The organism is Bradyrhizobium brasilense (genome assembly GCF_029714345.1).
Lineage (GTDB): Bacteria > Pseudomonadota > Alphaproteobacteria > Rhizobiales > Xanthobacteraceae > Bradyrhizobium > Bradyrhizobium australafricanum.
Genome location: NZ_CP121669.1, coordinates 8879152 through 8901194, shown reverse-complemented (window position 1 = coordinate 8901194; position 22043 = coordinate 8879152). Strand labels below are relative to the sequence as shown.

Annotated in this window: 20 protein-coding genes; 8 read left to right on the top strand and 12 right to left on the bottom strand. The window is 63.5% G+C overall.

Annotated features, from left to right (window positions below; translation table 11 throughout):
- Nucleotides 1-35 precede the first annotated feature (35 nt).
- The gene (locus tag QA635_RS41215; protein WP_283065875.1) at nt 36-1643 is read left to right on the top strand and encodes an alpha-amylase family glycosyl hydrolase; all 1608 of its coding nucleotides are present in this window, start codon (nt 36-38) and stop codon (nt 1641-1643) included.
- Here QA635_RS41215 and QA635_RS41210 read toward each other — a convergent pair.
- Complete coding sequence (locus tag QA635_RS41210; RefSeq protein WP_076824628.1) at nt 1631-3331, bottom strand: alpha-amylase family protein; 1701 nt, start codon at nt 3329-3331, stop codon at nt 1631-1633. The two genes, QA635_RS41215 and QA635_RS41210, sit on opposite strands and share 13 nt — an antisense overlap.
- Before the next feature lie 217 nt (nt 3332-3548).
- Here QA635_RS41210 and QA635_RS41205 point away from each other — a divergent pair, with 217 nt between their 5' ends.
- Nucleotides 3549-4031 carry an MmcB family DNA repair protein gene (locus QA635_RS41205; protein WP_283065872.1) on the top strand — a complete coding sequence of 161 codons (483 nt, stop codon included), beginning with the start codon at nt 3549-3551 and terminating at the stop codon, nt 4029-4031.
- 322 nt (nt 4032-4353) lie between these two features.
- Here the strand turns inward: QA635_RS41205 and QA635_RS41200 are convergent, their stop codons facing one another.
- Both QA635_RS41200 and QA635_RS41195 read right to left on the bottom strand, forming a co-directional pair.
- Complete coding sequence (locus QA635_RS41200; RefSeq protein WP_016845514.1) at nt 4354-4908, bottom strand: ActR/PrrA/RegA family redox response regulator transcription factor; 555 nt, start codon at nt 4906-4908, stop codon at nt 4354-4356.
- Between the two features lie 134 nt (nt 4909-5042).
- On the bottom strand, nt 5043-6362 hold the full coding sequence (locus QA635_RS41195; protein WP_283065870.1) for an ActS/PrrB/RegB family redox-sensitive histidine kinase: 1320 nt from the start codon (nt 6360-6362) through the stop codon (nt 5043-5045).
- 123 nt (nt 6363-6485) lie between these two features.
- On the opposite strand from QA635_RS41195, the gene QA635_RS41190 reads away from it, so the two are divergent.
- The 4 genes from QA635_RS41190 (at nt 6486) to QA635_RS41175 (ending at nt 10608) form a co-directional block, all read left to right on the top strand.
- Entirely contained in the window at nt 6486-7292 is an 807-nt protein-coding gene (locus QA635_RS41190; RefSeq protein WP_283065868.1) for an ABC transporter ATP-binding protein, read from the top strand.
- Nucleotides 7289-8113 (top strand): ABC transporter permease, encoded by an 825-nt coding sequence (locus QA635_RS41185; RefSeq protein WP_283065867.1) that lies wholly within the window; start codon nt 7289-7291, stop codon nt 8111-8113. Before QA635_RS41190 ends, QA635_RS41185 begins: the two co-directional genes overlap by 4 nt.
- A 128-nt stretch (nt 8114-8241) precedes the next feature.
- A complete protein-coding gene (locus QA635_RS41180) occupies nt 8242-9570 on the top strand; it encodes a polyhydroxyalkanoate depolymerase (RefSeq protein ID WP_028341465.1) in 1329 nt (442 codons plus the stop codon).
- Between the two features lie 198 nt (nt 9571-9768).
- The gene (locus tag QA635_RS41175; RefSeq protein ID WP_283065864.1) at nt 9769-10608 is read left to right on the top strand and encodes a M48 family metallopeptidase; all 840 of its coding nucleotides are present in this window, start codon (nt 9769-9771) and stop codon (nt 10606-10608) included.
- 226 nt (nt 10609-10834) lie between these two features.
- Here the strand turns inward: QA635_RS41175 and QA635_RS41170 are convergent, their stop codons facing one another.
- Nucleotides 10835-13090, bottom strand: coding sequence for a transglycosylase domain-containing protein (locus QA635_RS41170; protein ID WP_283065863.1), 2256 nt, complete (start codon nt 13088-13090; stop codon nt 10835-10837).
- A 247-nt stretch (nt 13091-13337) separates the two neighbouring features.
- On the opposite strand from QA635_RS41170, the gene QA635_RS41165 reads away from it, so the two are divergent.
- Nucleotides 13338-13763 (top strand): DUF1330 domain-containing protein, encoded by a 426-nt coding sequence (locus QA635_RS41165; RefSeq protein ID WP_283065861.1) that lies wholly within the window; start codon nt 13338-13340, stop codon nt 13761-13763.
- Between the two features lie 214 nt (nt 13764-13977).
- On the opposite strand, the gene QA635_RS41160 is transcribed toward QA635_RS41165, so the two are convergent.
- The 3 genes from QA635_RS41160 to QA635_RS41150 all read right to left on the bottom strand — a co-directional run bounded on the left by QA635_RS41160 (nt 13978) and on the right by QA635_RS41150 (nt 17333).
- Entirely contained in the window at nt 13978-15204 is a 1227-nt protein-coding gene (locus tag QA635_RS41160) for an ABC transporter substrate-binding protein (protein WP_018269220.1), read from the bottom strand.
- 345 nt (nt 15205-15549) lie between these two features.
- Nucleotides 15550-16770 carry an ABC transporter substrate-binding protein gene (locus QA635_RS41155; protein WP_283065858.1) on the bottom strand — a complete coding sequence of 407 codons (1221 nt, stop codon included), beginning with the start codon at nt 16768-16770 and terminating at the stop codon, nt 15550-15552.
- A gap of 203 nt (nt 16771-16973) precedes the next feature.
- A complete protein-coding gene (locus tag QA635_RS41150; protein WP_283065856.1) occupies nt 16974-17333 on the bottom strand; it encodes a DUF1304 domain-containing protein in 360 nt (119 codons plus the stop codon).
- A gap of 189 nt (nt 17334-17522) precedes the next feature.
- Between QA635_RS41150 and QA635_RS41145 the strand changes: the two genes are divergently transcribed.
- Entirely contained in the window at nt 17523-18047 is a 525-nt protein-coding gene (locus QA635_RS41145; RefSeq protein WP_283065854.1) for a methylated-DNA--[protein]-cysteine S-methyltransferase, read from the top strand.
- Between the two features lie 235 nt (nt 18048-18282).
- Here QA635_RS41145 and QA635_RS41140 read toward each other — a convergent pair whose 3' ends face one another.
- The 5 genes from QA635_RS41140 to QA635_RS41120 all read right to left on the bottom strand — a co-directional run bounded on the left by QA635_RS41140 (nt 18283) and on the right by QA635_RS41120 (nt 21714).
- Nucleotides 18283-18474 carry a hypothetical protein gene (locus QA635_RS41140; RefSeq protein ID WP_092088849.1) on the bottom strand — a complete coding sequence of 64 codons (192 nt, stop codon included), beginning with the start codon at nt 18472-18474 and terminating at the stop codon, nt 18283-18285.
- A complete protein-coding gene (locus QA635_RS41135; protein WP_225164064.1) occupies nt 18471-18779 on the bottom strand; it encodes a hypothetical protein in 309 nt (102 codons plus the stop codon). The genes QA635_RS41140 and QA635_RS41135 overlap by 4 nt, the downstream gene beginning before the upstream one ends.
- Before the next feature lie 38 nt (nt 18780-18817).
- On the bottom strand, nt 18818-19168 hold the full coding sequence (locus QA635_RS41130) for a response regulator transcription factor (protein ID WP_283065851.1): 351 nt from the start codon (nt 19166-19168) through the stop codon (nt 18818-18820).
- A gap of 126 nt (nt 19169-19294) precedes the next feature.
- Nucleotides 19295-19969: a response regulator transcription factor gene (locus tag QA635_RS41125; RefSeq protein WP_283065849.1), complete on the bottom strand. Its 675-nt coding sequence runs from the start codon at nt 19967-19969 to the stop codon at nt 19295-19297.
- Nucleotides 19963-21714: a PAS domain-containing sensor histidine kinase gene (locus QA635_RS41120; protein WP_225164062.1), complete on the bottom strand. Its 1752-nt coding sequence runs from the start codon at nt 21712-21714 to the stop codon at nt 19963-19965. The genes QA635_RS41125 and QA635_RS41120 overlap by 7 nt, the downstream gene beginning before the upstream one ends.
- Nucleotides 21715-22043: the final 329 nt, after the last annotated feature.

Here is a 22043-nt window from a genome sequence, read left to right as displayed (position 1 = left end):
CCGCCTGGGCCGGGCTGCGAGCTTGGGGGGACGGGATGGATCAGGACAGCAGGGACTGGTGGCGACGCGGGATTTTCTATCAGGTCTATCCCCGCTCGTTCGCGGATAGCGACGGTGACGGCGTCGGCGATCTCAAGGGGATCATCACGCGGCTGCCCTATCTGACGCGGCTCGGCGTCGACGCGGTGTGGCTGTCGCCGATCTTCCCGTCGCCGATGGCCGATTTCGGTTACGATATCTCCGATTACACCGGCATCGATCCGCTGTTCGGGACGATGGAAGATTTCGACGCGCTGGTCGCGGCCGCGCACGATTCCGGCCTCAAGCTGATCCTCGATCTGGTGCCGAACCACACATCCGACCAGCATCAATGGTTCATCGAGGCGAAGAGCTCGCGCGATAACCCTAAGCGCGACTGGTACATCTGGCGCGATCCGGCGCCGGACGGCGGCCCGCCCAACAACTGGCTGTCGGAGTTCGGCGGCAGCGCCTGGGCGTATGACGAGGCCTCAGGCCAATACTATTATCACGCCTTCCTCGCGCAGCAGCCCGATCTCAACTGGCGCAATCGCGAGGTCAGGGACGCGATCTACGACGTGATGCGCTTCTGGCTGCGCAAGGGTGTCGACGGTTTTCGCGTCGACGTGATCTGGCACCTGATCAAGGATGCCGACTTCCGCGATAACCCGACAAACCCGCACTATCGCGAGGACCGACCGCCGCACGAGAAGCTGCTGACGCAATATTCGACCGATCAGCTCGAGGTGCACACCGTCATCACCGAGATGCGCGGCGTCACCGAGGAATTCGACAACCGCGTGCTGATCGGCGAGATTTATCTGCCGCTGCACCGGCTGGTCGCCTATTACGGCAACGATCTGCGCGGCGCGCAGATGCCGTTCAATTTTGCGCTGCTGTCGACCTTGTGGAGCGCACGCGCGGTCGAGATGATCATCGCCGACTACGAAAAGGCGCTGCCGCCGGGGGCGTGGCCGAACTGGGTGCTCGGCAATCACGACCGGCCGCGGGTGGCGAGCCGGGTGGGGCCGGCGCAGGCGCCGGTCGCCGCGATGCTGCTGCTGACGCTGCGCGGCACGCCGACGCTCTATTATGGCGACGAGATCGGTATGCGCCAGGTTGCAATTGCGCCGGATCAGGTGCGCGATCCCTTCGAGAAGAACGTGCCGGATATCGGCGTCGGTCGCGACGGCTGCCGCACGCCGATGCAATGGAGCGCCGAGCGCCATGCCGGCTTTTCGACGGCGCCGCCGTGGCTACCGCTGGCGCAGGATTTTGCCAGCGACAATGTCGCAAGTCTCGAGGCGGAGCGTGCGTCGATCCTCAATCTCTACAAGGCGCTGATCACGCTGCGGCGAAGGTTGCCGCAGCTCGTCCATGGCAGCTATGAGCCGGTGGCGGCGCACGGTGATGTGCTGCTCTACCGGCGGCGCAGCACTGAGGGCGTGGCCGTGATCGCGCTGAACTTCGGCGCGGCCGCCGCGTCGGTCTCCTCGAGCGCGATCGGCTTCAGCAATGAAGTCCTGCTGTCGACCTCGATGGACCGGCAGGGCGAGAAGGTCGAAGGCGTGCTCGATCTGCGCGCCAATGAGGGCGTGATCCTTGGGCCGCATCAGGACGATTGACGCCGGGTGCGGGGCTCCATGGTATCGATGTCGCTGCGCTTGAGCAGATAGTCGAGCCCACCGACCCGATACCAGCGATAGCCGTAGGCCTCGATCAGAAGCTTGTGGCGACCGGCCTCGTCGGCGCGGCTGTGGTCCTCGGTCAGGAGATTGACGAGGAGTTTGCCGGCGTCGTCGGGCAGCCCGACGTTGAACGATATCTCGAGCGGCTTTTCCGCGAAGTTGTGCACGAACAGCACCGAGTTGTTACGCCAGTCGTACCGGATGATCAGGATGGCGGGGTTTCGGCTTGCGATAACCTTGAAATCTCCCCAGCCGACCTCGGGGACTTCCTTGCGCATACGGACGATGCGCTCGGTCCAGTTCAGCATCGAATTGGGGTCGCGCCGTTGCTTGGCCGCGTTGACGTGCTCATAGCCATACGGTCCATTGTCGATGACGGGCACACATGGCCGATCGCTCTCGGTGAAGCCGGCGTGTGGCTCGGTCGACCATTGCATCGGTGTGCGCGCGCAACCGCGTTCGGGCAGGTCGAGATTGTCGCCCATGCCGAGCTCATCGCCGTAGCGGATCACGGGCGTGCCGGGAAGCGTGCACATCACGCTGTAAGCGAGCTCGATGCGTCGGCGGTCGCCGCCCAGCATGGGCGCAAGCCGTCGCCGGATGCCCCGGTCGTAGAGCTGCATGCTCTTGTCGGCACCGAATGCCTCGAACACCGTCTCGCGCTGCGGCTTCGACAGGCGGCCGAGGTCGAGTTCATCATGATTGCGCAGGAACAAGCCCCATTGTGCGGTCGCGGGCCGTGGCTTGGTCGCCGTCAGTGCCTTCGCCAACGGCTTCGTATCCGCCGACGCCAGCGCGTAGAACAGATGCTGATTGACATGGAAGTTGAACATCATGTGCATCCGGTCGCCGTCACGCCCGAAATATTCCATGTCCGTCTCGGGCAATACGTTGGCTTCAGCGAGGATGATCGCGTTGCCCTGGCGCCATTGCAGGAATTCCCGAAACGATCGCAGCATGTCGTACTGCTCGACCGGCTTGCGCCTGGAGGCGCCCTTGGTCGCGATCACGAAGGGCACGGCGTCCATGCGGAAGCCCGAGACGCCGAGCTGAATCCAGAACCCCATGATCTTGAGGATCTCGGCCTGCACATGCGGGTTCGATGTGTTGAGGTCCGGCTGGAAATCGTAGAAGCGATGAAAGTACCAGGCGCCGGCTTGCTTGTCGCGCGTCCAGGTCGATTTCTGAACGCCGGGAAACACCATGCCGGTGTTGGCATTGGCGGGCTTCCTGTCCGACCAGACATACCAATCGCGGTACGGCGAGTCCTTCGAGCTGCGCGCCGATCGAAACCAGTCGTGCTGATCCGAGGTGTGATTGACGACGAGGTCGATGATGACGCGGATGCCGCGCTGCTGGCAGCCATGGGTAAATTCAACGAAATCGCCCAGCGTGCCGTAGCGCGGATCGACGTCGTAATAATCCGAGATGTCGTAGCCGTCGTCCCTGTTGGGCGAAGGCTGAAACGGCATCAGCCAGATCGCGGTGATGCCGAGCCCGTGCAAATAGTCCAGGCGCCGGAGCAGACCGCTGAAATCACCGATGCCATCGCCGTTGGCATCCATGTAGGTGCCAACCGACAGGCAGTAGATCACTCCGTTCTTGTACCAGAGGTCGTCGATCACCAGGCAATCCTCTCCAGTCCCACCCGTGGCGGCGGCCGGGAGGATAAGCGGTGAGGCGGCGACGGGTTCCTGCGGAGCGCCGTCCCGCAACGGAGCCGGACGACGCTCCGCGCCGGCCGACGCTGCCGCGCTCCATCGGTTGGAGCATGATCTCCACGGAAAACCGGCTTCCACTTTTCCGGATCATGCTCTCGTGGAATCGGCTAATCTTCGCGCAATGGACTCATCCGCCCGCCAGATCGCGCTTGTGCCCGCGCCCGACCGACGCCAGTCGGAGACCGCGCTTGCGATCGCGCGCGGCACGGCGAGGCTTCTGAGATCGCTGGGATTTTCTTGCATCAGCGAATTGCCGCTGCCGTCCGGCCGAAGAGCCGATCTGGTCGCGCTGAACGAGCGCGGCGAGATCTGGATCGTTGAGATCAAGTCATCGGTCGAGGATCTGCGCGCCGACCAGAAATGGCAGGACTACCGGATGCATTGCGACCGGCTGTTCTTCGCCTTCACGCAGGATTTGCCGTGCGAGATCTTCCCGGAGGACACCGGTTTGATCATCGCCGACGCCTATGGCGCGCATCTGCATTGCGAGGCGCCGGAGCATCGCCTGCCGGCGGCAACCCGCAAGGCGATGACGGTGCGCTTTGCCATGGCCGCGGCGCAGCGCATCAACCGCTTGGTCGATCCGGAGGGGCACGAGTTTTAGCGAAGAACATTGCTGTTGCCTCGTCATCCCCGCGCAAAGGCCTCGCCTTTGTCGCCGGAGGCGCGAGCGGAGCGAGCCTCGAAGGATGGTTCGGCCGGGCTGGTGGCCGTCGACCCTTCGAGACGCGCGCAAGGGCGCGCTCCTCAGGGTGACGGACATAGAGGCGTAGGATGCGTAGAGCGAAGCGAAACCCATCATTTGTCGCCGCGGCGTGAAGTTGGTGGGTTTCGCTTCGCTCTACCCACGCTACGAAGTTGCCCACCCTACAAAAGCAAATGGCCGGGACGAGCCCGGCCATCGCGAAAACAAATGAACCGATCGCTTAACGCGGTGCGCGCTTGGCGAGGATGCGCTGCAAGGTGCGGCGGTGCATGTTGAGGCGGCGCGCGGTCTCCGAGACGTTCCGGTTGCACATCTCGTAGATGCGCTGGATGTGCTCCCAGCGCACGCGGTCCGCCGACATCGGATTGGCCGGCAGCTCGGACTTCTCGGTGCCGGTCGCGAGCAGCGCGGCGACGACGTCATCGGCGTCGGCGGGCTTCGAGAGATAATCGACGGCGCCCATCTTCACCGCGGTGACGGCGGTGGCGATGTTGCCGTAGCCGGTCAGCACGATCGCGCGCGCCTCGGGGCGCTTGCGCTTCAACGCAGAAACGACGTCGAGGCCGTTGCCGTCGCCGAGGCGGAGGTCGACGACCGCGAAAGCGGGCGCGGCGCGGCCGATCTCGGCGAGACCATCAGATACCGTGTCGCATGACTTCACCGCGAAACCCCGCGTCTCCATCGCGCGCGACAGGCGTTCCAGGAACGGCTTGTCGTCCTCGACGATGAGGAGCGAGCGGTCGGCATGGTCATTCAGTTCAGTGATGGCGTTCACGATCCATTTTTCCCTGTGGCAGACCCCTATTATATGGGGTCCTACTGCGGCGCTGCCAAGGCAGCCGAAAGTCGCGTGCTCGTCTGGAAAGAGCAATGCATCCGTAATGCCAGGGTTGCGATTAAGAATCGTTCTTAGGATTCGGTTTCGTCGCCCGGCGCGGATTCCTCAAAGCGCTCGCGCGGCCAGACGATCTGCACCACGGCGCCGTGATCGGGAAAGGTGCGATTGGTAAACGACACCTTGGCGCCAGTGCGTTCCAGCAGCGTCCTTGCGATGAAAACGCCCAGACCGAGGCCCCCACGTGGGTTTTGGGCCTCATCCGCACCTCGGCGACGCGACAGATACGGCTCGCCGATCCGCTTCAGCATGTCGGGCGCGATGCCCGGACCGTCGTCGGAGACGACGACCTCAACGGTCTCGGCGTTCCACCACGCGTTCACCTCGACGGTCTGGTGCGCAAAATCGACCGCATTTTCGAGAATGTTTCCGACGCCATAGAGGATCGCCGGATTGCGCGCGGCGACCGGTTCAGGCGTTGCTGCGACAGCTAGCCGCACCTTGATGTTGATGCCGAAATCGCGATGCGGCGCCACCGCCTCCTCGATCAAGGTCGACAGCTTCATGGTGTCGAACGGCGCGCCGCTCGATGACAATTGCGCGATCTTGCTCAGGATGTCGCGGCAGCGCTGCGCCTGCTCGCGCAGGGTCTTGAGGTCGCCGGCGATCGCCTGGTCATGCACCGTCTTCTCGAGTTCACGCGAGATCAGGAAGATCGTCGACAGCGGCGTGCCGAGCTCGTGCGCGGCGGCGGCCGCGAGGCCGTCGAGCTGGGTCAGATGCTGCTCGCGCGTCAGCACCAGTTCGGTCGCCGCGAGCGCGTCGGAGAGCTGGCGCGCTTCCTCGGTCACCTGGAATGCGTAAAGGCTGGTGACACCGATCGCGAGCAGAATCGAAAGCCAGACGCCGATCAGATAGATCGGCGGCAGTACCAAGGGATCGTCGGCATCCCAGGGCAGCGGCAGATGGTAGAAGAACAGCGCCGAGGCGCAGGCGACCGCAAGGCAGCCGAGCGCGATCGTCAGCCGGATCGGCAGCACGGTGGCCGAGATCAGGACCGGCGCCAGGAACAGGAACGAGAACGGGTTCTGCAATCCGCCGGTGAAGTACAGGAGGCCGCCGAGCTCGACGATGTTGAACGCGAGCAGGGCCGCGGCATAGGCCGGCTCCAGCCGCTGCATCGGGTTGAAGGCGATCTGCAGCGCCAGATTGAGCAGCGCCGAGAACGTCACGATGGTGACGCAGGGGACGATCGGAACGTCGAATTCCAGTCCCTGCGCCACGATGAAGATGGCGACGAGCTGGCCGAGCGCGGCGAGCCAGCGCAGCCGCAGGATCGTATCCAGGCGGACGTAGCGGCGGGGTTGGCGGAAATCGGAGGCGACGTCGGTCATGCCGGGACCTTAGCTGTGCCGTGGGCGGCGCACAAATTCGCGACTTAGCGCAACGATGCAGGGCGAGCCTTTAATTACCGCCAAGCCTTGCGCTTATTGTCGCAATGGCTCAATGACGGCCATATGCAACAGGTCGGGACAGGTCAGAGGCAAGCTCCGGCGGCTGAACAAGGCGAGTCGGCCGCGATCGACGTCGCGCATCTGGTCAAGGTCTACAAGACCACCCGCGCGGTCGACGACATCTCGTTCCGCATCGCGCGCGGCAGCATCACCGGCCTGCTCGGCGGCAACGGTGCCGGCAAGACCACGACGATCGCGATGATCATGGGCCTGGTGCTGCCGACCTCGGGCAGCGTCGAGGTGCTCGGTGCACGAATCCCCGAGCAGCGCTACGACGTGCTCGGCCGGATGAACTTCGAAAGCCCCTATGTCGACATGCCGATGCGGCTCACGGTGCGGCAGAACCTGACCATTTTCGGCCGCCTCTATGCCGTGCAGCATTTGCGTGAGCGGATCGACCAGCTCGCCGACGATCTCGATCTGAAGGAATTCCTCGACCGCTCCAACGGGAAGCTCTCCGCCGGGCAGAAGACCCGCGTCGCGCTGGCGAAGGCGCTGATCAACGAACCGGACCTCTTGCTGCTCGACGAGCCGACCGCCTCGCTCGACCCGGATACCGCCGACTGGGTGCGGCAGCATCTCGAGACCTATAGCAAGACCCATAACGCGACCATCCTGCTGGCGTCACACAACATGCTGGAGGTCGAGCGCCTCTGCGACCGCGTCATCATCATGAAGCGCGGCAAGATCGAGGACGACGACAGCCCCGAGCGGATCATGGCGCGCTACAACCGCGACACGCTGGAAGAGGTGTTTCTCGACGTGGCGCGCGGCCGCCTGCGGGAGGGCGCGCCTGAGGGCACACCATGAGCGAACTCGTCAGCCAGCACCAGCACGCCATTTCACTGCAACGCATCAACGCGATGGTGCTGCGCTATTGGTATCTCCTGATGTCGTCGTGGCCGCGGCTTTTGGAGCTGGTCTACTGGCCGGCACTGCAGATCATCACCTGGGGCTTCCTGCAGAATTACATCTCGCAGGCATCCGGCTTCTTCGCCAAGGCGGGCGGCACACTGATCGGCGCCGTGATCCTGTGGGACATCCTGTTCCGAGGGCAGCTCGGCTTCTCGATCTCGTTCCTGGAGGAGATGTGGGCGCGCAACCTCGGCAACCTGATGATGAGCCCGCTGAAGCCGATCGAATTCCTGCTCTCGCTGATGATCATGAGCCTGATCCGACTCGCCATCGGCGTGATCCCGATGACGCTGCTGGCGCTGTTCTTTTTCGGCTTCAACTTCTACGCCATCGGGCTGCCGCTGATCGCGTTCTTCTGCAATCTGATCTTCACGAGCTGGTCGGTCGGCGTGTTCGCCTCGGGCCTCGTGCTGCGCAACGGGTTAGGGGCGGAAAGCATCGTCTGGACATTGATGTTCGCCGTGATGCCGCTCGCCTGCATCTACTATCCGGTCGAGGTGCTGCCGGCGTGGCTGCAAGTTGTCGCCTGGACGTTGCCGCCGACCTATGTGTTCGAAGGCATGCGCTCGCTGTTGATCGATCACGTCTTCCGCGCCGACCTGATGGCGTGGGCGCTGGTCATCAACGCGGTCCTGTTCGCTGCCTCTTTTGCGATCTTCCTTGCCCTTTTGCAGAGCGCCAAGCGCAACGGCTCGCTGCTCGGCGGTGGTGAATAAATGTCACTTTCTCGTGGATTCTCGGCCTTTTAGCCCGATATCGCCCCCAGATTCGGCTCGCGGCGCATTGACGCATTGTTACGCATTGGTCAGTATGCTGCGGCGCAAAACAGGGGTCTGAAAATACTATGCCCATCGGTGAATTTGGCGGTGCCCCGCCACTAGCGGCGGAAGGCAGCCCGGCACTCACGACGCCGTTGTACTGGATGTACGAGATGGCGCATGCGTCGCTCAATCCGGTGCGCGCGGTGACCGACGCCACCAAGATCCTGTTTCAGAACCCGCTCAATCCGTGGACCCACACCGAGTTCGGCAAGTCGATCGCCGCCGGCTGCGAGCTGTTCGAGCGCACCACGCGCCGCTACGGCAAGCCGGAATGGAACCTGCCGACGACCGAGGTCAACGGCATCCGCACCCCGGTCGAGGTCCGTTCGATCTGGGAAAAGCCGTTCTGCCGCCTGCTGCATTTCGATCGCAAGCTGACGCGCCCGCTGCGTTCGCCGCAGCCGCGCGTGCTGATCGTGGCGCCGATGTCGGGCCACTATGCGACGCTGCTCCGCGGCACGGTCGAGGCGTTCCTGCCGACGCATGAGGTTTACATCACCGACTGGGCCGATGCGCGCATGGTGCCGCTCGCGGCCGGCCGGTTCGATCTCGAGGACTATGTCGACTACCTGATCGAGATGCTGCACGCGCTCGGCGGCAATATGCATGTCATCGCGGTGTGCCAGCCTTCGGTGCCTGTCGTCGCAGCGGTTTCGGTGATGGAAGCCAACAACGACCCGTTCGTGCCGCTGTCGATGACGCTGATGGGCGGGCCGATCGACACCAGGCGCAATCCGACCGCGGTCAACAACCTCGCGGAAGAGCGCGGCATCGAGTGGTTCCGCAACAATGTCATCACCAAGGTGCCGTTCCCGCATCCGGGCGTGATGCGTGACGTCTATCCGGGCTTCCTGCAGCTCAACGGCTTCATCAGCATGAACCTCGACCGGCACATGGACGCGCACAAGGCGCTGTTCGCCAATCTGGTCAAGGGTGACGGCGATCTCGTCGACAAGCACCGCGAATTCTATGACGAGTATCTCGCGGTGATGGATCTCACCGCCGAATATTACCTGCAGACCGTCGACCTCGTCTTCGTCAAGCACGCGCTGCCGAAGGGCGAGATGACCCATCGCGGCAAGCCGGTCGATCCGTCGAAGATCCGCCGCGTCGCGCTGATGACGGTCGAAGGCGAGAAGGACGACATCTCAGGTCTTGGCCAAACCGAGGCGACGCACGCACTCTGCACCGCGATCCCGAACCATCGCCGCGTGCATTACGTGCAGAAGGGCGTCGGGCACTATGGCGTGTTCAACGGCTCGCGTTTCCGGTCCGAAATCGTGCCGCGGATCTCCGATTTCATGGTTTCGGCGGCCAATACGCGGCTTTCCCTGGTCGCCGCCGCCGAATAGGTATCGCCCCGGCCGCGATTTTCGCGGTCGCGCAAGCCACTGATTTAACTAAAAGAATCTCAAATCGGGCAGGGTTCAAGGGATGAGTATAATTTCATTCTTTGGGCTTTTTTCGTAACCTTGATTCATCGGAAAAATTCCGGTTCCAGCCCCTGCCGGTAGAGGTCAATTAACGTCCGACCCCTGTATATTGGGCAAATGATTTGTTTTTGCGCCGAGCGCTTTCCCTGGCGGCGGATATGGCAAAGTTCGGGCGAACTCCTGCTCCCCGGACTCTCAGAAATGGCTACTCGCGCGCTCCTCTATCGGCGGCCTGCCGAACCCGCGACCGTATTGGTCAGACACGGCTCCCAGTTCTTCACCGTCAGGTTGCGCCGGCACAGGCGCGCGCGCCGCTACACACTCAGGATACATCCAACCGATCGTGAAGCGATCCTGACGATGCCGCCGCGCGGCACGATTCCGGAAGCCAAGGAGTTCGCCAATCTCCATGGCGGCTGGATCGCCGCCCGTCTCGGCCGCTTGCCGAAGGCCGCGCCGTTCCAGCCCGGCACCGTGGTGCCGTTGCGCGGCGTGCCGCATCGCCTGGTGCACCGCTCGGGCGAGCGCGGCACGGTGTGGACCGAGACGCGCGACAGCGGCGAGAGGATCATTTGCGTCGCCGGCGGCGTCGAGTACATGGATCGCCGCGTGCACGACTTCCTCAAGCGCGAGGCGCGCAAGGACCTGCAGAAGGCGGCGCAGCTTCACGCCGCGGAACTCGGCGTGCGGGTACGCCGGATCTCGATCCGTGATCAGTCGAGCCGCTGGGGCTCGTGCACCTCGGCGGGTTCGCTGTCGTTCTCATGGCGGCTGATCCTGGCGCCGCCCTTCGTGCTCGATTACCTCGCCGCGCATGAGGTCGCCCATCTCGTCGAGATGAACCACTCGGCGCGGTTCTGGCGGGTGGTCGACAAGGTCTGCGCGTCGGTGGCGCGCGCCAAGAACTGGCTCGATACCTACGGCAACGACCTGCACCGCTACGGGATTCAGGAGTAGGGCGTAGCAGCGCCGGCTCCTCAACTTGTCATGCGCGGGCTCGACCCGCGCATCCAGCGAACAAAGAAGCTCTTTCTGGATGGATTGCCGGGTCAAGCCCGGCAATGACGGCAGTTGGCTCTTGTAGGATGGGTAGAGCGAAGCGAAACCCATCAATTGATGTCGCGGTACGAAGCTGATGGGTTTCGCTGCGCTCTACCCATCCCACGCACCAGCTATCGACCGCCTACCGAAACAACCGATCGGCCAGCCAGCCGTCCAGTCCAGCCGCAGCCTCGGGCCGCGCGTTCGGGTTGGGTGGCGCCGAGGCGCGGGCCGGCGTCGGCGGTGGCGGGCGATAGTAACCGCCGGATGGTACCGGCGCCGGCGGTTGCGATGCCTGCGTCGGTGGCTGAATCTGCATCGGCCCCGCCGGTGCTGACGGCGCGGTGACCTGCGACGAGATCTGCACCAGGTTCGCCGGCCCCCAACTGCCTTGCGAGTTCGGGATCGCGGCGACCGGCACGCCCTGATGCGCCGCCCTCATGAAGCGGGTCCATACTTCCACCGGCAAGCCGCCGCCGGTCGCCTTCTTGGTCGGTGAATTGTCGTCGTTGCCGAGCCAGACGCCGGTGACGAGCTTGGCGGTGTAGCCGATGAACCAGGCGTCGCGATAATCCTGGCTGGTGCCGGTCTTGCCGGCGGCGGTCCAGCCCGGGATCTCCGCCTTGCGCGCGGTGCCCGAGATCAGCGTCTCGCGCATCATGCTGTTCATCATCGAATCGTAGCGCGGCTCGATCACCTGGTTGGGCGGATCGGTCGGACGGTCATAGAGCAGCTTGCCCGAACTGGTCTTGATCTTGGTCACCACATGCGGCGACACCACGTAGCCGCCATTGGCGAACGGCGCATAGGCGCCGACCAGCTCGATCACGGAGACTTCCGAGGTGCCGAGCGCGATCGAGACGTTGGGCTCCAGCTTGGAGGAGATGCCGAGCCGGTGCGCGGTACGCACCACGTTCTTGGCGCCGACCTCGACGCCGAGCCGCACCGCGACGGTGTTCAGCGACATCGCCAGCGCCTGGGTCAATGTCACCGAGCCGAAATATTCGTGGGTGTAGTTCTCCGGCTTCCAGCCCTTGATGTCGAGCGGCGCGTCGGTGCGGATGGTGTCCGGCGTCAGCCCTGCCTCGACCGCGGTGAGATAGACGAACGGCTTGAACGCCGAGCCCGGCTGCCGCTTCGCGGTGACCGCGCGATTGTACTGGCTCTCCGAGTAGTTCCGGCCGCCGACCATGGCGCGCACTGCGCCGTCCGGCGTCATCGCCACCAGCGCGCCCTGGCTGACATTGAACTTCACGCTCTTGGCGGCGAGCTCATCGATGATGGCGGCTTCGGCGACGTTCTGCAGCTTCGGATCGATCGTGGTCTGCACCACGATGTCCTGGTCGATCTGGCCGACCAGATCGTCGAGCACTTCGCCGATCCAGTCGGCGACATAGTTCACGGTGCCGGCGCCGGCCGGCTTCACCGCAATCGAGGGCTGGCCGATCGAGGCCTTGGCCTGCGCCTCGGTGATGAACTTGGCGTCGGCCATCGCCGCCAGCACGACCTGCGCGCGCTGCTCGGCGCCTTCAGGGTTGCGGTTTGGCGCCAGCCGCGACGGCGACTTGACGAGGCCGGCCAGCATCGCGGCTTCCGGCAGCGTGACGTTCTTCGCCGACTTGCCGAAATAGCGCTGGGCGGCGGCCTCGACGCCATAGGCGCCGGAACCGAAATAGACCCGGTTGAGATAGAGCTCGAGGATCTCGTTCTTGGAATGCTTGCGCTCCAGCCAGAGCGCGAGCTCGGCCTCCTGCAGCTTGCGCTGCATGGTGCGCTCCTGGGTCAGAAACAGGTTCTTGGCGAGCTGCTGGGTCAGCGTCGAGCCGCCCTGCGAGACGCCGCGATGCAGGAGGTTGGTCACCGCCGCGCGCAGGATGCCGACCGGGTCGACGCCGTAATGCGAATAGAAGCGGCGGTCCTCGATCGCGATGAAGGCCTTCGGCAGATAGGGCGGCAGATCCTTCAACGCGATATTGGCGCCGGCCATTTCGCCGCGCTGCGCCAGCACGCTGCCGTCGATGCCGACGATCTGGATCGTCGGCGGACGCTTGGGAATCTCCAGCGACTGGATCGGCGGCAGATGCGCGCCGACCCACACCACGACACCGATCACCGCAATGCCGGCCCACAGGCCGAGCACCGCGGTCCAATAGAACAGGCGGCCGATGCCGAAGCCCCGCGACTTGCTGCGCCGCTTGCTGCCGCTGCGCGACGGGCGCGGTTTCTCGCTGCCGGAATCGCTGACCTTGTCGCTGCTCTTGGGTTTGGATTTGGCGGGCTTGTCGTCGCCGCCGCCGGGAATGCGGTCGGACGGCGACAGCCGAAGGTCGGCAAGCGCGGCCGGAAGCCCGAACAGCGGCTCCTTGCGCGCACCGCCTTTTTTCCGTCCCCACGCCATCCGCAACGCTCACACCCTGACAGGGACGCACGCTAGCGTTCCCGGTTTAAGGGGCGGTTACGCAAAGCTTAACGGGGCATTAGGAGGTGAGGCAGCGCGTGCTACATAAAGAGCATGATCAGGAAAAGTGGGCACCGGTTTTCCCTCGCGACAAACGCGGAGCGTTTGCGCCGAGATCATGCTCAAACAGGATGGAAGAGCGCGATCGAGCGATCGCGCTAGGGAACAAGAAACGAAGGAGCGCCGCATGGGCCATATCGATCCGACCAAGGACGTTTTCGCGCAATTCCGGGACAACAACCGGCCGGGCCCGATCCACATGCTCAACCTGGTACGCTTGCGCGAATGGGCCGCCTATCCCGATGGCCGCAGGGCCACCGGCGCGGAGGCTTATGCGGCCTATGGCCGCGAGAGCGGGCCGGTGTTCGAGCGGCTCGGCGGCCGCATCGTCTGGCAAGGCCGCTTCGAGCTGATGCTGATCGGTCCGCAGCAGGAGCGCTGGGATCACTGCTTCATCGCGGAATATCCAAGCGTCGCCGCCTTCGTCGAGATGATCCGCGATCCCGTCTATCGCGAGGCCGTGAAACACCGCCAGGCCGCGGTGGACGATTCCCGCCTGATCCGCCATGCCGTGCTGCCGGTGGGGAAGAATTTCGGCGAGATTCCGGAGTAGGCGCGTAAAAATCGATGGGTCGCGGCGATCTCCATCCCCGTCATGCTGAGGTGCGAGCGGAGCGAGCCTCGAAGCATGCACGGCCCCGCTGGTGGCCGTCGACCCTTCGAGACGCGCTTCGCGCTCCTCAGGGTGACGGTGATAGGACATCCCCGCAAACAAATCGGCGGCCTGGTGGAGGCCGCCGATTGCATTTCAAACCTGCGCGAACCGGCTAGCCGGCCGGGCCGGCGTCCTCGAGGATCGGGCCGAACAGCTCCCAGCGCTCGCCGTTGAAGCGCATCATCTGCAGCTGCTTGTTGACGCGATAGTCGTTCGGCGCGGTGTTGCCTTTGATGCCGGGCAGCGCCATGTCGAGCTCGACATTCTTCAGGTTGGTCGCCTGCTTCAGCACGTTGTCGCGGGTCAGGTCGTCGCCGCACTGCTTCAACACATGCACCATCAACTGGGCGGTCGAGTAGCCATAGGTGTTGAAGTTCGAGTTCTTGTCGCCGTCGGGATAGTACTTGGCCATGAAGTCGAAATAGCGCTTCATGCCCGGATCGTCCTTCCACTGCGGATCGGCGGGATCCTTGCCGTAATTGGTGCTGATCAGGCCCTTGGAGGCTTCCAGGCCCGCCGGCTGCAGCACGGCGCCGACCGAGGTCGCGTTGATGTCGACGATGTGGATCGGGTGCCAGCCGAGCTCGGCGATCTTCTTGATCGCCTGCGCCGCCTGCTTCGGCGTCGAGGCCGAGAAGAACAGGTCGGCGCCGGCGTCCTTGATCTTGATCACCTGGGAATCGATGGTCGGGTCGGAGACCTCATAGGAGGCTTCGGCCACGATCATCTTGGCGGCCTTGTCGCCGAGGCCGGCCTTGATGCCGTTCAGATAATCCTTGCCGAGGTCGTCGTTCTGATAGAGCACGCCGATCTTGGCGTTGGGATGCTCCTTCAGGATGTACTGGCCGTAGATGCGGCCTTCGACGAAGTAGTTCGGGTTGAAGCCGAGCGTCCAGGGGAAGTTCTTCGGGTCGGTGAACTTCGAGGCGCCGGTGGCGGCAAACAGCTGCGGCACCTTCTTGGCGTTGAGATATTTCTGCACGGCGGCGTTCGACGGCGTGCCGACGATCTGGAAGGTCAAGAGCACCTCGTCGCTCTCGACGAGCTTGCGCACCTGCTCGACGGCCTTGGGCGGCGAATACGCGTCGTCATACTGGATCAGGTTGATCTTGCGGCCGTTGATGCCGCCCTGATCGTTGATCATCTTGAAGTAGGCTGCCTGGGTCTTGCCGATCGAGGCATAGGCGGAGGCCGGTCCGGAGAAGGGGACGGTCTGGCCGATCTTGATCTCGGTGTCGCTCGCGCCCGGATCGTACTTCTTCTGCGCAAAGGCCGACGTTGCAGACAGCGCGATCGCGAGCGCCGTTCCCGTGACCAGGTGGAAAATCCCGTTCCTCATAGTGCTGTTTCCCTCACGTGACTGATGGTTGGCCGATGATCTTGTCCGCGGGCTCAAGGTCCCGCGGTCGCCATCGCTGGGCCGGGATACTGGAGGAACCGTTGTTGCAACGCAAGACGAGCGCTGCCGAAAAGGTGAGCGATTTCAGTCAACCAAAGTAGGGGGCGGTGCGAAAAGGTGGGTGGAGCGGCGCGAAGGTTGGGGCCCGCTTTACCTCGCCCCGCCTGCGGGTGAGGGGAGTCTCCGCGGGCGCAGCTAATGCAGCGATGCGCGGAAGCAGCCCCTCACCCCGACCCTCTCCCCGTAAGAACGGGGAGAGGGAGTGGAGTCTCGTCCCGACCGCGGCTAGCCCGCCGGTCCGGTGTCCTCGATGATCGGGCCGAACAGCTCCCAGCGCTCGCCGTTGAACTTCATCATCTGCATCTGCTTGTTGATGCGATAGTCGTTCGGCCCCGTCGTGATCGACATGCCCGGCAGCGCGAGGCTCGGCACGAACTTCTTCAGGCTGGTCACCTGCTTCATCAGATTCTCGCGGGTGAGGTCGTCGCCGCACTGCTTGAGCACCTGGATCAGGAGCTCGGCCGTCGAGTAGCCGTAGGTGTTGACGGTGTTGAGCTTGTCGCCTTCCGGATAATACTTGTCCATGAAGGCGAAATAGGCCTTCACGCCGGGATCGTCCTTCCATTGCGGGTCGGCGGGATCCTTGCCGTAATTGGTCGAGATGATGCCCTTGGAGATGTCGAGACCGGCCGGCTTCAGCGTCGCCGACACCGGGCTCGCATTGATGTCGAGGATGTGCACCGGGTTCCAGTTGAGATCGGCGATCTTGCGGATCGCCTGCGCGGCGAATTTTGGTGTCGAGGCGTCATAGACCAAATCGACCCCGGCGGCCTTCAGCTTCACGATCTGGGAATCGACCGTCGGGTCGGTCAGCTCGTAGGACACCTCGGTGACGATCATGCTGGCGGCCTTGTCGCCGAGCCCGCTCTTCAGGCCGGTGATGTAGTCGCGGCCGAGATCGTCGTTCTGGTAGAAGATGCCGATCTTGGCGTTGGGGTGATTGGCCAGGATGTATTTGGCGTAGATGCGTCCCTCGGACTGGTAGTTCGGGTTGAACGCGATCGTCCACGGCGCGTTCTGCGGGTCGGAGAAGCGCGAGGCGCCGGTGGAGGCGAGCAGCTGCGGCACCTTCTTGACATTCAGATATTTCTGCACGGCCGCATTCGACGGCGTGCCGATGATCTGGAACGTGAACAGCACCTCGTCGCCCTCGACGAGCTTGCGTACCTGCTCGACCGCTTTCGGCGGCGAATAGGCGTCGTCGTACTGGATCAGGTTCAGCTTGCGGCCGTTGATGCCGCCCTGATCGTTGATCATCTTCATGTACGCCGCCTGGGTCTTGCCGATGCCGGCATAGGCGGATGCGGGGCCGGAGAACGGCACGGTCTGGCCGATCTTGATCTCGGTGTCGGTCGCGCCGATGTCGTATTTCTTCTGCGCGGTGGCCGATGTAACCGACAACGCGATCGCAAGCGCCGTCGCAGCGAGCAATTGCACGCTTCTCATGTCCGTGACCTCCCTGTTGCCGGTGATCTTGTCCGCAAGCTCAGGCCGGCGGATGTCACCGTTGCACGGGATGATGGAGGAACGGCTGGGCCATTGCAAGACGATGCACCCTGCGCGCGATGTCGCGTTTGAGCATGATCCGGAAAACTGTGAAGCGGTTTCCGAGCGGATCATGCTCAAGAAAACAAAAGCGCGCCCGCGCGTTAGGCCAGCCAGAGCTGGATCAGCGCCAACGCAGCGGGAGCCGCCTGCACATAAAGAATGCGGCGGCTGACAGTGGCGGCGCCATAGGCACCGGCGACGATCACGCAGAGCAGGAAAAATGTCTTGATCTGGAACGCGAAGGCCGGATTGCCATGTACGAGGCCCCAGATCAGTCCGGCGGCGAGGAAGCCGTTATAGAGCCCCTGATTGGCGGCGAGCACCGCAGAATCGTTTGCCTTCTCGATCGAGTTGCGAAACGTCTTCAGCCCGAGCGGCTTGGTCCAGAGAAACATCTCGAGCACAAGGAAATAGACGTGCAGCATGGCCACCACCGCGACCAGAACATTGGCAAGCAGCATATTGCGGTCCCCCAGAGCTTCGGTTCTGATTGAATCAGAATCAAAGCTCAAGATTGTTGTTTTGACGCGTTTTCTTCACGCGAACCGGTGTCCACTTCGCTTGAAAACGCTTTAACCGGAATTCGGGTGGACGCTAGCATGCGGGCGGTGAATTGTATGCCGACCGATCTGCTTGCCCGAGATATGACAATGGCCGACCGCAGGACTGCACAGACCTTCAACCTCGACCGCCTCAAGACCCCGATCGGCACCGCGCTGCTGGTGACCGATGACGACGGCGTGCTGCGCGCGCTCGACTGGGACGACTATGAAGGGCGCATGCTCGACCTGCTGCGGCTGCATTATGGCGCCGTGACGCTGCGGGACGGCCACGCGCCGACTGCGATGCGCAAGGCGCTCGGCGATTACTTCAAGGGCGATCTCGATCGGCTCACCGATGTCGAATGGCGCGTCGCCGGCACGCCGTTCCAGCAGAAGGTCTGGCACGCGCTGCCGAACATTCCGCACGGTACCACCATGAGCTACGGCGCGCTGGCGGCGAAACTGAACGCGCCGAATGCGATGCGCGCGGTCGGCCATGCCAACGGCTCCAACCCGATCAGCGTCGTCGTGCCCTGTCATCGCCTGATCGGCGCCAACGGCTCGCTGGTCAAATATGGCGGCGGGCTGGAGCGCAAGCGCTGGCTGCTGCGCCACGAGGGCGTGGAGGTCTAGAGCGTTTTCGAGTGGGAACCGGTTCGCGTGAAGAAGCGCGTCAAGACAACGATCCAGCAATCCGCTTCGGCCGCCGGTGCGGCGATCAATCGAGATCTTCGCTGGGCATGTTGCGCAGATCGCGCACGATATAGAGGAACACGACGAGCGAAGGTACCCACGCGAGTATCGCTCCCACCAGCATCGCATCGACCGTCGTCATGTGAGACTCCTTGCGCGCTATTGGCCGACGTCGTCAGATCGGCTTTTTCGATGGGGCGCCGGTTCTGGGGAAGGGATACAGCCACTTCCAATAGGCCTTGTTGCGCTCCAGCTGCCGCTTGTGGATCTCGCGGCACTTCGTCGAGCAAAACTGCTCAAAGTACCAATTGTGCCGGATCAGGCCGAAAGGCCGCTTGCAGGCCGGATTTCCGCAACGAGCTGTCATGACGCTGCCTCCGCATTCGCGCGCCAAAGCCAGCGGATGAAATCCTCCTGGCCTTTGTAGAGGCAGAGGCGTCCGCAGTAGCGTTCGCCCGCCGGATTTCGCAAACAGATGATCTTGGGGTCTTCGCTGTCACACTGGGCGCAGCGCGGTTCCGCACGCATGGCGACCTCCCTCCGAGGAATTGCCATTTGCCAATCAAAATGTCTGGTGCTGTCCTTGCCGTCGATCTTCCCGAAGGACGACGATGCGAAATCTCGCGCCGCCGCCGTCCATGCGCAACTTGTCCAGATGTTTTGTGGCATCATCCTTGCGTATAGCCGGCCTGGTCACGGCTGATCCAACTTCACGCGCCCGGCGCCGCGCTGTGCTGCCTGAGGGCGGTATCGAGGCATTTGATCAGGACGTCCCCGTCGCAGGGCTTGCTCAGAAAGCAGATCGCTCCAGCCTTCAGCGCCCGGACGCGATCGCCTTCGACCGAGAACGCCGTGACGAAAATGAACGGAAAGCGGTGTCCGCTGGCAATGAGGTGGCTCTGCAGGTCGAGCCCGCTCATGGCCGGCATCCTGACATCCGCGATCACACAGGATGTGTCATTCAGGCGGGGCGAGTGCAAAAATTCCTCGGCCGACGCGTAGGTCTCGACCGCGTAGCCTAGCGACCTGACGAGATTGTCGGTCGCGGTGCGAACCGACATGTCATCGTCGATGATTGATATCACTGGCGGGTTGGGCAAGGAGGTTTTCCCGGGCCGGAAGGGCCTCTGGCGTGTGCATCATGTGGGGACCACAGTGCGTCGCCAATCGGGGCCGGAGAATCATACTTAGGTTTGCGCCCCGCCGGCTGCCGGTCCGATCTGGAGCATCTGTGCCATCCTGACCAGATCGGGTAACGACTTTGCCGCCATTTTCCGCATGATGTGCCCGCGGTGTATCTTCACTGTGATCTCGGCCACACCGATTTCGGCGGCGACCTGCTTGTTCATCAACCCCGCCGTGACGAGCGTCATCACCTGGCGTTCACGCGGCGTCAGGGTCGCGAAGGCGGCGCGCAGGTTGGCAAGAACCTTGGCCTCATCGCGACGATTCCTGTCGCGCTCGATCGCCGTCGTGACGGCATCCAGCATGTCCTGATCGCGGAATGGCTTGGTCAGGAAGTCCACAGCGCCGGCCTTCATGGCCCTGACCGTCATCGGGATATCGCCGTGGCCGGTCATGAAGATGATCGGAATATCGATGCCCGCCTTCGCCAGCTCCCCCTGAAAGTCCAGCCCGCTCACCCGCGGTAACCTGATGTCGAGGATCAGGCAGCTCGGGACATCCGGGGGCTTGCGCTGTAGAAATTCATGGGCCGAGCCGAATGCTGCGGTCCGCAAGCCGACCGACCGGAACAGATTGCTCAGGGCGTCCCGCACGGATACGTCGTCGTCGACGACGAAGACGATGGGATCCTCGGCGTTTGCCAGACCAGAAGGCGATGCCGCGCGCCCGGTCACCATGCATGATCCTCTTCGTGCAGTGGCAAGGTGAACTGGAACGTCGCGCCGGGGCCGATGTTTCCGGCCACGGACAGGCGGCCTCGGTGAGCTTCGATGATCGATCGGCAGATCGACAGCCCCATCCCCATGCCGCTGGCCTTGGTGGTGTAGAACGCGTCGAACAGCCGTTCGGCATTCTCGGTCGCGATTCCGACGCCACAGTCGGTGACCGTGACCACGATCTGCCCGGCCTCGTCATGGCGTGTCCGGATCACGAGCTCCCGCGGCCGGTCCGTGACCGGCTGCATGGCCTCGATACCATTGAGGACCAGGTTGAGGATGACTTGCTGCAGCTGGATACGGTCGGCGACGACAGACGGGAGCGCGGGAGCGAGGTCGAGCTGCAAGGATACCAGGTGACGCTGCAGTTCATGCTGCACCAGCCCGATCACCTGGTTGATGACTTCATTGACGTCGAGCGGCGCCTTCTGACCGGTGGTCTTGTTCACCATCGCGCGGACGCGCTGGATGACCTCGCCCGCCCGGTTGCCGTCGCTGATGATCGACCTGACCGCGCCGCGAGCCTCGTTCAAATCGGGGGCCGCCCGGTTGAGCCACCGCAGGCATGCCGCGGCATTGGTGACCACGGCGGCAAGCGGCTGGTTCACTTCATGGGCGATCGACGCGGCGAGCTCGCCGAGCGCCGTCACGCGCGTGACGTGCGCGAGGTTGGTCTGCGCTTCGTGCAACTCCGCCTCGGCTCGCTTGCGGGCGGTCACGTCGGTGACCGCTCCGATGAATTCGGTGTCGCCCGAAAGGTTCGTCACCGTATGCGCCCTGGCGTGAACAAATTTGATCGCCCCATTGGGCATCAGCAATCGGTAGCCGTGCTCGAAGTCCTTGCCGTCGAGCGAGGCGCGGTCGATGGTCCGTTGCACGCGGGCGCGATCGTCCGGATGGACGCGCTGCAGGACCGTGGCATGCGTGATGGAAGGAGCTCTGTCGAATTCGAAGATCCTGAACGTCTCTTCCGACCAGATGATCTCGCCGCTGGCGACGTGCCAGCCGAAGCTGCCGGTGTGGCTCAATCGCTGGGCTTCGGTCAGGTACATTTCACTCTGCTGCAGCGCATTTTCGGCGTGCTTGCGCTCGGTGATGTCCTCGCATGCGATCAGCACGATCAGCTGATCGCCCAGCCGCCGCACCGCCTTGGCGTTTTCACGAACCCAAATCCTTGAACCGTCCTTCCGGACCTTCCGGATTTCCCAATTGTGGGTCTGGCCGATGTTGTCGAGGCATGCCGCGACGTTGCGTTGGACCATATCCCGGTCTTCGGCGGCAAAGACCCGCAGCACCGATTGTCCGAGCAGCTCGTCGACGGTGTAGCCGAGCTGTGCCGCGCCGAACGTGTTGACCGACAGCACGAGGCCCGTTGCGTCGACCATGAAGTACATGACCGGGTTGTGCTCGAATACCTCCTTCCATTGCGCTTCGCTGTTGCGCAGCGCCTCCATCGCGCGCTCCTCGCTGCTGGCTCGGCCGCGCAACATGGCTTCCATCCGCCTTTGCGAACGGCCAACCAGGCGGATCATCAGCAATGCGGCGGTCAGCGACGCGACGAGCAGCGCCAGGGCAACCAGATGGGCGGAAGCTGCCGGCTGCGGACCTAGCAACAGCCCGATGCAGGTTGCCGCCAAGGCCAGCACCATGCCGCCGAGCAGCCATTGCTCGGCCGACCAAGACTTCGTGGTCGGGTCGCGGATCATCGGCAGCCCAGCACTTGGCCATCATCATGGGCCGCGCTGCGTCGCTAGGTGACTGCTACCATCAGCGGCGACAACGTCGCCCTCCCAATAGACTGTATGTTAGCAGCTTTCTTGCCGCCCGGGCGGGATGACGCCGGCCTTTTTGGTGGTCCAAACCCGTGAGATCGCGCAGAAAGCGAAGCCATTGAGCGCGCTCAGGTCCAGGTTGCGACCTAAACTCAAGTATGAGTCGTCCCCACCGAATGTAACGGTCGGATCAACCTCCGTTCAATGGCCCGTTCCATCCCGGTGACTACGCTTATTGGGTAACTCGATGACGGTAGAGATTT